This window comes from Larkinella punicea, from assembly GCF_003334855.1.
Lineage (GTDB): Bacteria > Bacteroidota > Bacteroidia > Cytophagales > Spirosomataceae > Larkinella > Larkinella punicea.
Window position 1 is genome coordinate 160534 of record NZ_QOWE01000004.1, and the last position, 12632, is coordinate 173165.

Annotated in this window: 9 protein-coding genes; all 9 read right to left on the reverse strand. The window is 55.7% G+C overall.

The features are described from left to right. The 9 genes from DUE52_RS05970 to DUE52_RS06010 all read right to left on the reverse strand — a co-directional run bounded on the left by DUE52_RS05970 (position 1) and on the right by DUE52_RS06010 (position 12575). Complete coding sequence (locus DUE52_RS05970) at positions 1 to 294, reverse strand: circadian clock KaiB family protein (protein WP_114405237.1); 294 nt, start codon at positions 292 to 294, stop codon at positions 1 to 3. Positions 295 to 307: 13 nt separating this feature from the next. Beyond that, positions 308 to 2020: a circadian clock protein KaiC gene (kaiC, locus tag DUE52_RS05975; protein ID WP_114405069.1), complete on the reverse strand. Its 1713-nt coding sequence runs from the start codon at positions 2018 to 2020 to the stop codon at positions 308 to 310. Positions 2021 to 2189: 169 nt separating this feature from the next. After that, positions 2190 to 3377 carry a DUF3179 domain-containing (seleno)protein gene (locus DUE52_RS05980; RefSeq protein ID WP_114405070.1) on the reverse strand — a complete coding sequence of 396 codons (1188 nt, stop codon included), beginning with the start codon at positions 3375 to 3377 and terminating at the stop codon, positions 2190 to 2192. Between the two features lie 26 nt (positions 3378 to 3403). Beyond that, on the reverse strand, positions 3404 to 3952 hold the full coding sequence (locus DUE52_RS05985) for a carboxymuconolactone decarboxylase family protein (protein WP_114405071.1): 549 nt from the start codon (positions 3950 to 3952) through the stop codon (positions 3404 to 3406). 77 nt (positions 3953 to 4029) lie between these two features. After that, positions 4030 to 5283, reverse strand: coding sequence for an MFS transporter (locus DUE52_RS05990; protein WP_114405072.1), 1254 nt, complete (start codon positions 5281 to 5283; stop codon positions 4030 to 4032). Between the two features lies 1 nt (position 5284). Then, complete coding sequence (locus tag DUE52_RS05995; RefSeq protein WP_114405073.1) at positions 5285 to 8083, reverse strand: TonB-dependent receptor; 2799 nt, start codon at positions 8081 to 8083, stop codon at positions 5285 to 5287. A 103-nt stretch (positions 8084 to 8186) separates the two neighbouring features. Further along, positions 8187 to 8747, reverse strand: coding sequence for a carboxymuconolactone decarboxylase family protein (locus DUE52_RS06000; protein ID WP_114405074.1), 561 nt, complete (start codon positions 8745 to 8747; stop codon positions 8187 to 8189). A gap of 52 nt (positions 8748 to 8799) precedes the next feature. Next, positions 8800 to 11016 (reverse strand): TonB-dependent receptor family protein, encoded by a 2217-nt coding sequence (locus tag DUE52_RS06005; RefSeq protein ID WP_114405075.1) that lies wholly within the window; start codon positions 11014 to 11016, stop codon positions 8800 to 8802. 11 nt (positions 11017 to 11027) lie between these two features. Then, a complete protein-coding gene (locus tag DUE52_RS06010; protein WP_114405076.1) occupies positions 11028 to 12575 on the reverse strand; it encodes a vanadium-dependent haloperoxidase in 1548 nt (515 codons plus the stop codon). Positions 12576 to 12632: the final 57 nt, after the last annotated feature.

The window sequence follows — 12632 nt, forward strand, 5'->3', positions numbered from 1 at the left end:
CTATTTTTTTGCCGGACGAATGTTCAATCCAACCAACACTTTTTCTTCGTTCGACAAATCGCCAATAATCTTCCGGATGGGTTCGGGCACCTTTTTAACCAGCGTCGGAATGGCCAGAATCTGGTCTCCTTCAGCCAGTTGCGGCTGAACCAGCAAGTCAATGACCTCGATGACGTACTTGTCTTTCAGATGCTCCTCACAATACCGCTTCAGATTAGCCAGCGCTGTCACGGATTTCGCCGTTTTGCCGGCAACGTAGAGTCTTAACTCCCAAATTTCCTCTTTTGTTTCCATTCCGTTTCGGTGGCTATTGCTCATTATGACGGTTTTTGATTAGTTGTTCCCGGTTTTTCTCCAGCACATCCTTTCGCAACTCCTCTTCCACGTAGGCTTTATTCAATTCATCCTGTACGGATTCGAACTCTTCTTTCAAGCTCGCAATCTTCGACTCCAGCACCAGGCGTTTGCGTTCGATTTCCCGGTCTTTGCGATTGACGGCGTAATCGCGTAATGCCTTGCCGGTCACTTCCTGCAATTGCTGGGCTTCCCGCGCCGAGCCCGTCAGCACCCCCTCGGGGCTTAAAAAGACATCCACCAGATGCAAACCCTCGTCCGTAATCACAAACTCACGCACCTGATTGGAATGTTTCATGCCGCGCGACTTCATGACGTACATGCCCCGGTTGCGTTCGCCATTCGACTCAATATCCCGCACCAGCAACCAGGCATCCACCAGCGACGAAACCCCCTCGTCCGTTTGTTCGCTCACGATGGTGTTCAGCGAAAGCGCCGTAAACATCACCGTAATTTGCTTCGATTGCAGAAAATCGATCAGCCGAATCAGCATTGACTTCACTTCACTGACCGTACCCACCGTAATCAGGTTGGTAATAGGATCCAGCACAACCAATTGAGGATCAAATTCTTCGATCATCTTATGGATCGACACCAGGTGCATTTCCAGTCCGTTGAGCGTGGGCCGTGAAGCGTGAAATTTCAACAGACCGGCATCAATGTGCTGCTGGAGATCGAACCCGATCGAGCGCATGTTCCGGATGATCTGCTGCGGTGACTCCTCAAACGCAAAGTAAATACAACGTTCTTTCCGATTGCAGGCTTCGTGGGCAAAACTGGCGGCAATGCTCGTTTTTCCCGTGCCGGCGGTTCCCGAAACCAGAATGCTGCTGCCTCTGAAAAACCCTTTTCCCTCCAGCATTTTGTCCAGCGACGGAATTCCGGACGAAATCCGTTCCGACGTTACATCGTGCGTCAGGGTGAGCGACGTAACCGGCAACACCGAGATGCCACTCTGGTCGATCAAAAAAGGATATTCATTGGTGCCATGCATCGACCCCCGGTATTTGACGATGCGCAAAAGCCGGGTAGAGATCTGGTTGGCAACCCGGTGGTCGAGCAGAATCACACAGTCGGAAATGTATTCTTCCAGCCCGTGGCGGGTCAGCGTGCCATCACCTTTTTCGCCGGTGATGATGGTCGTCACTTTTTTGGCTTTCAGCCATTCGAACAACCGCCGGAGTTCCGCCCGCAAGATTCCCTGATCGATCAGGCCCGAAAACAGGTTTTCGATGGTGTCCAGCACCACGCGTTTCGCCCCAATGCTGTCGATGGCGTGTCCCAGCCGGATGAAAAGACCGTCCAGATCGTATTCGCCGGTTTCCTCAATTTCGCTCCGTTCAATCCGCACATGATCGAGTTTGATCAGCTTATCCTGCTGGAGCTGGTTCAGGTCGTAGCCGAGCGAAGCCACGTTTAAAACCAGTTCTTCGGCTTTCTCCTCGAAGGACATAAAAACTCCGGGCTCGCCATACAGCATCGCGCCGTGAACAATGAATTCGATGGAGAATAAAGTTTTTCCGCAACCCGTTCCCCCGCAAATCAGCGTGGGCCGGTCTTTTGGTAATCCTCCGCCCGTGATTTCATCCAGACCAACAATACCGGTCAGGGCTTTGGGGAAAGAAGGAAGTGGCAGGGCAGATTTTTGGGAGGAAGTCAGGCTCATCGATCGTGCAATTTTTCAAAACGTGTGGTGGAAAAGGGCATTCAATTTTCAAAAAACATAACCGGATTTCCCCACCGAGTGTTTAACGACCGAGCCAGAATGATTTGCTTAGAGGTCGAAAATTTAATAAAAAATCCACAAATGAGTCTTTCACCTCTCTTGTCTTCTTTCACAAATACCGGGTCGTGGCCGGATGAAACGTTTCCCACGAATGCAGGTATTCCTGCGTGGCCGGAATCCGGGCCAGTTTCTTGCCTTTCAGCAAACCTTCTGTGCAGACGCCGTGCCGGTTCCAAACCGACCCGGTTTCCCGGTCCCGAAATGAATCCGTCGAATCCACCGTAAAATGCAGGACCTGGCCGTTTACGTTCCGGTTCCAGACGTGGAAGGTCGCGCTGTCGGACGCCACCATGAGCAACAGCGGTGTTCCCGCCAGACTATCGTTTGTAATTTTCTGTTTCAGTAACTGACTCCAGTCGTAAGCGCGGGCCGCCTGGTTACGCTCCACGCCCACCACCCACGATTTCGGCTTCCACGACAGACTGTCGCGCCCCGTCAGTTTCCGTTTCACTTTTCCTTTTTCGTACGGTTCCATGCTGGCATACTGCTCCTTGAAGGTCGAATCCGGCTGGAGTACCAGCGTTTCGGGATGCAGTTCGGTCCAGGCCTGCAACGTCATTTGTTCGGCCTGAAAACCGGGTAGATACTGGCCCTTCAACGGGCCGGCGATGGCTTCGCCGTTGACCTGCCGCCACCAGCTACCGGTCGTTTTGTCTTCAAACATCGCATTGAAATGATCCATGCCCACCAGCCGGAACTCTTCAATTTTGTCGCCCACCAGCGGTCGAAATACCCGGCCCGTGCGGCAAACCGTGCAGTATGTAATCATAACCGGCTCACCGCCCACCGTGTCGCGAACCTGGTGGTGATAGCCAATGAACTGGATCGGGTAAGCCCGCGCCTGCCCGTTTACAACCAGCCCCAACACCACCTTGTCGGCCGGGATTTTACTGGCCTTTAAATCCAGCATCACCGTTTCTTTTGGCTGGTAAAACATTTTTTCGGCCAGAAACCGGAAGTTGAACAGGTAAAAAACCACGCCATAAACGGCCAGCAGCGCCAGCACGACGGTTTTCCGACCCACGCGTTTCGGTGCCGCCAGCAGGCGGTAGGTCGGATACGCGATGAGCAACCAGCCCGCAATCCGAATAAACCAGCTATTCTGATGAATCCAGTAGGCAAAATCAATCGTTTCGGCTTCCTGACTGCCCGGCATCGGCATGATGAAGTAGACTTTTGCAATTTCAGTGGCCGTCAGCAGCAGAATGCCGAGGATAAAAAGGAGCATCGTTTTCATAGGAACATGGTTTTAACCCTACACTTTTATACTACCGGTTTTGGCATCACATACCCCAGGGTTCCCATGCGCTCGCCCATGGCTTCGTAAGCCGCCGGGTCCGTCGGGGTCAGGCTGGCCAGTCCGTCGACATACCGGTTAAACAGGCAGAACGTGGCGGCAATCAACACCGTATCGTGAATGTCGCGGTCGGTGGCCCCGTGCTGGCGAGCGTCGGCCACCAGTTCCTCCGAAACCGTGCGGGCATCCTGCTGAACGTGTTTGGCAATCGTCAGCAAGGCTTTCATCTTGTCGGAAACCGGGGCGGTTTGGTAATCCGCGATCACCTGATCGACCAGCTCTTTGTCTTTTCCCAGGAGAAACCGGGCCGCAGCCGCATGGCTCCCGGCGCAGAAATGACAGTCGTTGAGCGACGACACAAAGGTCGCGATCAGCTCGCGTTCGGCTTCGCTCAGGGGCGATTCATTTCGCAACAACGCCTGCGCCAAGGCGTACAGATGCTGGCCGGTATCGGGTCGGTACATGACCAGGCTGCGAATACCGGGAATGCCTTCAGGAACTTGAATGTGTGCCATTTTTTTGATGATTTGTTTGCCCTGACAGCGGTTGGAAACCCTGTCAGCGGCTTTAGAATAAGCCGTAATAATACCAATCAGCCGCTGACAGGGTCTTCGACCGCTGTCAGGGCTGATTGCTGTCTGGGTTTTGTGCGCCAGGTGGCAATAAAGCCAATGACGAACGTACCGGAAAAGGCAAAAATTGCCGATCCATACCCGCCCAACACCGCCACCAGCGTACCAATAAAAAGGACCGCCGTTGCCGTCACCAGCCGACCGATGTTGAAACAAAAACCGGTGGCCCGGCCCCGCAACGGGGTGGGAAAAAGTTCGGGCAAATAGGCCGACATGGTGCCCTGGCTGATGCCGAAAAGCACGGCCAGCGTGGCCATTTCGAGATAAACAATGGGGGAAAGGGTCGTGTTCGTTTTGAAAACCACCGCGGCCATGACGAAACAGGCGGCAAAAACGAACAGCATGGTTCGCCGGTGGCCGACCCGTTTGAAAATGAAACCCGACAGGATTCCGCCCAGCACCCCCCCGCTGCCCATCAGCATCATCGATAAACCGCGCGCTTTCCGCGCATCACCCACCACCAGGCTCTGCACCCAGGTCGGCACCCACGAAAAAACCGCCCACAAACCTACCAGCATCGCCCCGAATGCCAGCGAACCCAGCCACAACGACCGGCGGTATTGCGGATCGAACAGGCTGACATTGGCATCGGCGGTTTGCTGATGAACCCGTTTCCAGCCTGCTGGTTCCTGTACCAAACCCGCAATCAAAGCGCCAACAACCAGCGGAATACCGCCGATCCAGAACGCCTGCCGCCAGTCGGAGATCAGGTTATTGACCCACCCGGACAACATAATCCCGACCGGAAAAGCCACCGCCAGAATGCCCATCGCAACAGGTCGGTTGCGCTCCGGCCAGATTTCGGACACGATTACCGTCGTCAGCACCAACACGCCCCCGATGCCAAAACCGGTGGCAAACCGCAGCACGACGGTGAGCCAGTTGGGAGCAAAAGCCGTCAGCAGCGTACAACCGCCGTATAACACCACCGCCCCGACCAGCGACCGGACGCGGCCCAGCCGGTCGCCAAAATAGCCGAAACTCATGCCGCCCAGCATCCAGCCATACAGAAACGTGGCCCCGACGTAGGCACTGACCCGGTCGAGTTCGGCCTGGTCGGCCTGCCCCAGCAAGTCGCGGACGACCACCGGCAGGTAGGTTGACATTAAGGTAGAAACCGTGCCGCTGAAAATATACACCAGCATACAGAGCGCAAACACCCGGCTTCGGTAGGCCGATGTCGTTGGAGCAGCCGTGAGTTGAATGGTTTCCATCTTAGCGCATTCCCTGGTCAAACGTTAAAGAAATGTAATACAGACCGCCCACCGCCGGAGACCCGTAAGCCTGCACAACGTATTGGTTGGTCAGGTTGCTGGCTCCCATTTTCAGGGCGGTTTTCAGCGACGGAACCCGGTAGGTGACCTGCGCGTCGAGCAGGTGATAGGCCTGAATCTTCCCCGGACGCAGGTCGTTGAATGACCCCACCCAGTCGAATGAATCCTGCCAGTGCCAGGCCACGTTGAAGCCGAGGTTTTTGGCCAGGTTGCGGTTTCCAACCGTCACGTTCGTTTTGTATTTCGGCGTATTGAAAGCCGGAATGTTGTTGGGATTAGCGCCTTTCAGGTTGAAGGCCGACCAGGTTCCGTTGCCGCCAATCGTAAAACCGCCCGGCACATAATACGTCAGGCCCAGCGTGGCTCCCTGCGCCGTTACGCGGTCGGTGGCATTGGTATACAATTGAAAAACCTGGTATTTGGTATTCAGAATGTCCTGCGCGGCTGCGGGATTGATTTTTCCGTCGCTGCCCAAAACCGGGTTGTCGGGCCGGATCACGACCTGATTCAGGATAAAGTTCTGGTATTCACCGAAGTAATAATTGGCATCGACGGCCAGCCGGTTGTTGATCAACCCGCGGTAACCGACCTCAAAGCTCTGTACCTTTTCGGGTTTGATGTAGGCCACATTCAATTTTTGCAGTTTGTCCTTGTTGTTCATCACCGCCTGCTGGGGTGTTTTTCCGGCCTGTACATCGGCCAGAAAACCATTGACAAAACCGCCGACAGACGGGGAATTGATCGAATTTTCGTAGACGTTCATGCCCGCGCTGTTGGCGGGTGCTCCTCCCAGAATGGTGATTGGGCCGACATTTAGCTTGATAAACTGGTCGCTCGGCGTCGGGTTGCGAAAACCGGTTTGAAACGAGGCCCGGAAATTATGCGCTTCGGTCGGGGAAAAAACCAGGGACGCTCTGGGCGTGAAATATCCCGCAAAATTCTGGTTTTTATCGTACCGCCCCGACACCGTCAGCTTCAGCTTGTCGGCCAAAAGCCGCTGGCTGGCCTGGACAAAGGCTCCGAACTCATTGTACAGAATGCGCCCCCCTTTGTCGTCGAACAGCGTTCCGTTTGTGAACAGACTGAACTGGCGGAAATTGCCGCCGGCCAGCACTTCAGTTTTCGACAAACCGGCGGCTTCCAGGGCCGACGAAAAATTGTACTGCGCATCGACATGGTACATTTTCGTCTGGCTCAGAATACCGGCGCCGTTCAATCCCTGAATCTTTTTCAGCCGCGCCTTCTCACGATCAAACTCCGCTGAACCGGGCAGATACCGCCCCTGATCGGCAAAGCGCCGGGCGGCTGTGTGATCGGCCGTCGTGACGCCCTGCACCTTGCCCTGAAAAGCCGCCGTGTAACGTGTAAACCACATTTCATCGGCCTGATTGGCCGGAACCACGGCACCATTCAGGTCGCGCACCCACGTCCGGCCCACCTGCTGACCCAGCGAACGGGAGTTGAACGAATCGTGTGAGTCTTCCTGATTGGTGTAGCCCCGGACAAAGAAATTAGCTCCCCGCAGTTCGATGCGATGCTGAAGCAACGAAAAACCGTTGACCGAAAACCGGTTGCTGCCGGTATAATTGGCCGTTCCTTTTGAATAACTGTAGGAATAAATCGCTTCCAGATTGGGTGTGATCCGGTAATGCAAAGCTCCGTTCAGTTTCAGGCTATAGACGTTGTAATCCGTCAAATACCGCTCTTCGTAGCCGGTGCGGGCCACTTTGCCGATGCCGGTGATGGTGCGGTTTACCTCATCGCCATACACATTCAGGCCGTTGTAAGCCGGGTTGTTGCGTCCCTTTTGTTCGGCAGGTGTGGTGGCATCGACGTCAGTATAATCTGTGGCAAACCAGTCCAGCCCCTTCATGTAGGCGACATTCAGTTTGAAAGCCAGCTTGTTGTTAAACGCCTTTGCATACCGCAGGGCATAATCGTGGTACAGCGCGGCACCGGTATTCGGGTCATTGACATGGTTGACGCCCACTTTGGCCTGCGCACTTAGCCCCTGAAACTGAAAGGGATCTTTCGAATGCATCAGCAAGGCCCCGTTGAAAGCCGTCGGGCCGTACAAGGCCGAGGCCGATCCCGGCACCAGTTCGACGCTTTCGACATCGAGATCCGAGAGTCCAAACATGTTACCAACCGAAAAACCGAAACCGGCGGGCTGGTTGTCGATCCCGTCGATCAATTGCAAAAACCGGGTGTTGCCGGTGCTGGCAAAACCGCGCGTATTGATCTGTTTGTAGGTCAACCCGCTGGTGACCATATCGACGCCCTTGAGGTTGTTGATGCCCTCATAAAACGTCGCCGAGGGTGTTTCGCGAATGGCCCGGTTGTCCATTTTCTCAATGCTGACGGGGGCTTTCAGGATATTTTCTTCCACGCGCGAAGCAGCTACCACCACATCCTGCAACACCTGCGTGCTGACTTTTAGCGATACGGCGATGGGTTGACCAGCATTCGCTACCGAAACCAGTTGTCGTTCATAACCCACCATCGTGACGACCAGCGTCCACGGTCCGCGCCGGTTGGTGGTCAGCGTAAACTGGCCCGCAGCGTCGGCGGTGGTGCCGGTCAGTTGGTCTTTGATCAGGATGCTGGCCCCCGACAGCGGGGTTTTGGTATCGGCGTCGGTGAGGGTTCCCGACAGGCGGGTTTGCTGGGCGATTGCGGTGCCGTTCAGGACAATCAGTACGAGAAGGCTATATAAAAAAGTAAACGGTTTTTGCTTCATCAGTTTTGGTCTTTTGGAGGAGATGGTTGCGTAATTCGGAATGATTTCAGTCGGTCAAGGCATACTTCTGTCAAAGACAGGGCGTTGAAATCCTGAAAAGAGACTACATTTTGGGTGGAACCGGAAAACCGCCGGGTGGCCGTTTATACCCCTGAACGATGCGTTCGCCGAGTCGCTGGTAATACACCGGATCGGTCGGTGTTACGCTGGCCAGCCCGTCGACGTATTTGTTGTACAGACAGAACAAGGCCGTAATCAATACCGTATCGTGGATTTCCCGATCGGTGGCTCCCGCCCGTTTTGCCCGTTCGACGGCTTCGGGCGTCACATCCTTCCCGCTACGCTGGGCGTGGGCCGCAATGGCCAGCAAGGCTTTCATTTTCTCACTGACTGGAGCGGTTTCATAATCCTGCTTCACGGCCCGGGCAGTTTCATCGTCACCCAACAGCAAATCAGCGGCTTTGGTGTGCGCGGCTGTGCAGAAACGGGTTTCGTTCCGGGCCGACACCAGGGTGGCAATCAGTTCGCGCTCGCCCGGCGTCAGGGTCGACTCGCCCCGCAACAGGATCTGGGTCAATTCCCGGATGGGTAAAGCCGTATCGAGACGGTATTCGAGCAAACCGGTGATGCCCGGCAAATGCTCAGGAAGGGATATATGGGGCATTGCAGTAAAGTCAAAAGGTGAACGAATCGCACCGAAAACGCCGGTTTCCGGCTTACAACTTGATTCCTAGCGTCAACACGCCCGTCCGACCGTCGGAGGGCCAGATTCCCGGCCCCGGATAGAAGGTGGGACGCTTGGTGAAATACGCCGTATTCAGCAAATTATTGATACTTCCGCGCACCGTAAAACGCCGTCCGATCCGCCAGGTGGTGTTCAAATCCCAGATGCCGTAGGCCGGAACGGGGCCTCGGGCACCATTGGCTGTCGGTTCCGGGGTGTTCAGTGCGTCAGAAAACGTCTCGCTGACGTAGCTAAACTGGGCGGTCAGACTAAACGTGCGGTAGCGGGCCGTCAGTCCGTTGCGGCTAGTCCAGCGCGGAGCCGATTCCACCCGGTTGCCATCGATGGTTTGGTTATCCGCTCCCGTCGAAACGCGGGCGTTGTGATACCGGGCATCCACAAAGGCCGTCGAAGTAAAACCGGTCAGCGCAAACTGGTTGGTTCGGTAAAACTGCGCTTCAACCAATGCCTCGACGCCTTTGGTGCGACTGTCGCCAACGTTGGTCCGGAACACGTAACTTTCGCCAGCCGGATTGGTCAGCACCAGGCTCCCCAGGCGGTTTCGATACGGCAGATAAAACGCACTGACGTTGACGTGCAGTCCCGGCCAGTAGCCCTCCAGGCCGATTTCCGCGTTATACCCCGTCGCATCCTTCAGATTTTTATCGACTTGTTCATAGACGGAGGTCGGAATGATGTCCTTGAAAATCACCGGGCGATAGGCCTGCGACCAGCCACCGTACACTTTCAGTTCCGGGCGAAACCGGTATTGGGCATTGATTCCGAGCAGGGCAAACCGGTGGTCGATGTCGTTCGGCAGCTTCAGCGGGTCATAATAGCTGATGGTTCCCCGCAGCCGGGTCAAGCCACTTTCCACCCGAATTCCGGGCGAAACGGTCAGCTTCGGCGTCAGATGAAACTGGCTTTCGGCAAAAACCGCCACATTGCTGGTGTAAAAGTGCAGATCGCGCCCGAATGGGCCGGTGATCGACAAGTCGAAATCGGAGCCTGTCGTGCCTTTCCCCTGCTGCCGCCGGTTCAGGTCGTTGTTCATGACCTGAATACCCACCACGCCAGTAGCGGCCACATTTCCAAGCTGATATGCGTGCAGCAAGCGCAGTTCGGACGTATAACTGTGAAAGTTATCGATGTCGACCTGCCGGTTTCGCGGCTGTCCGGTTGCCTTGATCAACGTATCCGGCACATTGGCCAGCGCGTCGAACAGGACACTATTCCGTTGGCCCAATACGGCCGACGTCAGCCACATCAGCCGGGTTCGAGCCGTCATCTGCCAGTCGAGCCGCAGCGATGGTACCCAGATGTCGGGGTTGAAGTAGTTCCGATTACGGGTGGCCTGTTGCGGATTCTGCGCAAACATTTCCTCTGTCAACGGACCCGGAATGCGATAAACGTATTCCGAGCGACCCAATTCCGCACTGATCCGGAGCCGCTTCGTAGCCTGATACTGCAAACTCATAAACTGGGCCTGGGCGTTTGAGGTCGCACTTTCCCGATATCCGTCCGAATGCCGCCGGTAATAGTACCCGTAATACGTCAGCTTCCCGATTCGCCCGCCGATGGCGTTGTACGTACTCCGCAAGCCGTATGAACCCACCGAATTGACGGTTTCAAAACCAAACCGGCGGGTGGTGTCGCCCGATTTTGTCACGTAGTTGAGCATGCCACCAAACTGCGCGCCGTATTGCAGGGAAGCCGTTCCACGCACCAGTTCGACCCGCTCGATGCTTTCCATCGGGGGCGAAAAATGGCTGGCCGGATAACCGTACATGTCCGAATTGGTCAGAACCCCGTTCTGGCGACTGTTGTATTCCCAGGACCTGTGCGGGTCCAGCCCGCGCGTGGCGACGTTCATCTGGTTGCCGGTTCCGTCCATGTCATAGACGAACAAACCCGGAAGCCGGGCGAACACCTGCCGGGCGTTTTTCTCGGCAATGTTCGCGTCGATTTCTCCCAACTGCACCACCTCCGTCCGCTTGCCACCCAGCAGATACGTACCCTGCACGTCGGGTAGCGATTGCGTAAATCCCTCGCGGATACCGGTTACGTTTACCTCCTTCAAGGTTTGACTACGCAGGGTGTCGGCTACGGGTTTCGGGGCTGAAGATTGGGCAAAACCGGTAACGGTCAGGCTGATCATCAAGCCCACAGTGCTCCCCAGAATACCAATATTCTTCCTAAAATAGTCCATGATGAAGCGGTTTAAAGTCCGGATCCGTCGGCTTTTGCCCGGACGATGGCATAGTTTCCAACTTCATTTCCGGCCTTCAAACCGGCGTCACAATCAAAGCGATAGTGAATCAACCCGTAGATGCGCGACACGGACGCTTCCTGGGCCTGTTTCGTAAACGTGTCAGCCTGATCAGGAAATAAGTAACCCAACACCGTTGCGGCCGCCCCCGAGAACGTCGAGTGTCCGGAGGTGTACGACGGAAAATTGGGTAGTCCCACGGACGTCTTCAATTTAAACTGCTGCGGACGGGGATAGTAGTAATAATACTTTGAGTCCCAGCAGGTGATGGCAGCATCCATTTCCGCCGTTCCCAGCAGGGCCAGCGTCCGCGCCATCCGAACTTCGCTGTGCCGGGCCTCGTGGCTCACATTGGCCGCCGTACGGTGCCAGTGACCTGGGGGCGTGTAGCTGCCCGCTCCATCCGCCCAGTAATTAGCAATCCGCGCCTGTTCCCGGGTCTGGTTTTTCTGAATGTTCTGCAATTCCTCCAGATCTTTTTGGAATGCCGGACTATCCAGCGCCGGGGGCGGCACGGCACGCAGTTTTTCCAGATCTGCTTTGGCGAAATTCCACGGCAGGACGGCACCGTAGTTCGGCAGCATGGGCGGACGAAGCGGCAATTCCTGGCTCACCCAGACTTCACGAAGACCCCGTTCTTTGGCTTTTTCGATCATACCCGCCGTTAATGCCTGGTTGTTGGCAGCGGCCATCCCATCGGTTCGGGCGCGGCCCATCACCTTGGCTGCCACGGCGTTCCCGAGGTCAACACCAGCCACGAGATCGCTTTCTACATTCATACCGGCCCATAAACGGCTTTCGCGGTGTTCTTTCATGCGGGCTTCCAGATACGGCACCTCACCCGGAAACATCGCCTTCAGAATCGTCACCGAAGCGGCAGCTACGACGGCATCCTCCGAGGGGTAGGTCGGAATGCTGGAAACCGGTAAGGCCACCTGAATCGTGGCATCGGTTTTTGACGGTGCGGCCCGTTTAAACTGGTATTTGTAGTTCCAGGCCGCCACCAGCGCGTCATACTGCGCCACACTCAGGTACGCCAGCGCCCGGGAAGCATACGGCGGATTGGCAAATGGGAACTTCGGATCAGCCAGCGGGTTAGCCGCATCGGGCACCGGATATTTCCCCTCGGCGTTGTAGGCCGGTGGAATATTATACCGGGCCGCCAGTTCGCGCGCAATCTCATTCCAGCGGTAAACGGCCCCGGCTCCCCAGTAAACGACGGCTTCCTGTTGCTCCTTGGTCAGGCTGGCCGATTTCTGCTTCAAACTGGCCAGTTCGGCCACGTATTCGGGGGAAGAAACCGCTTTAGGGGCTGCCACCGGTATTTCGGTGGCGGAGGTTAGCTGATACGTTTTCCAGGCACCCGCTTTTTCGTCAACCGATGCGGGGACATACCCCACCCGCTGAGGTTCTTCAATGGTTTTGTCACAAGACGTCAAAACAGCCACCGTGGCAAAAACGCCGACCGCTCTTTTTAGCCTGCTCCTATAGGTTTTCATACTTTTTCCTGGTTAATCGGAGGGCAACGAATCGAACGCGGTTGCCCGTCCATCCTT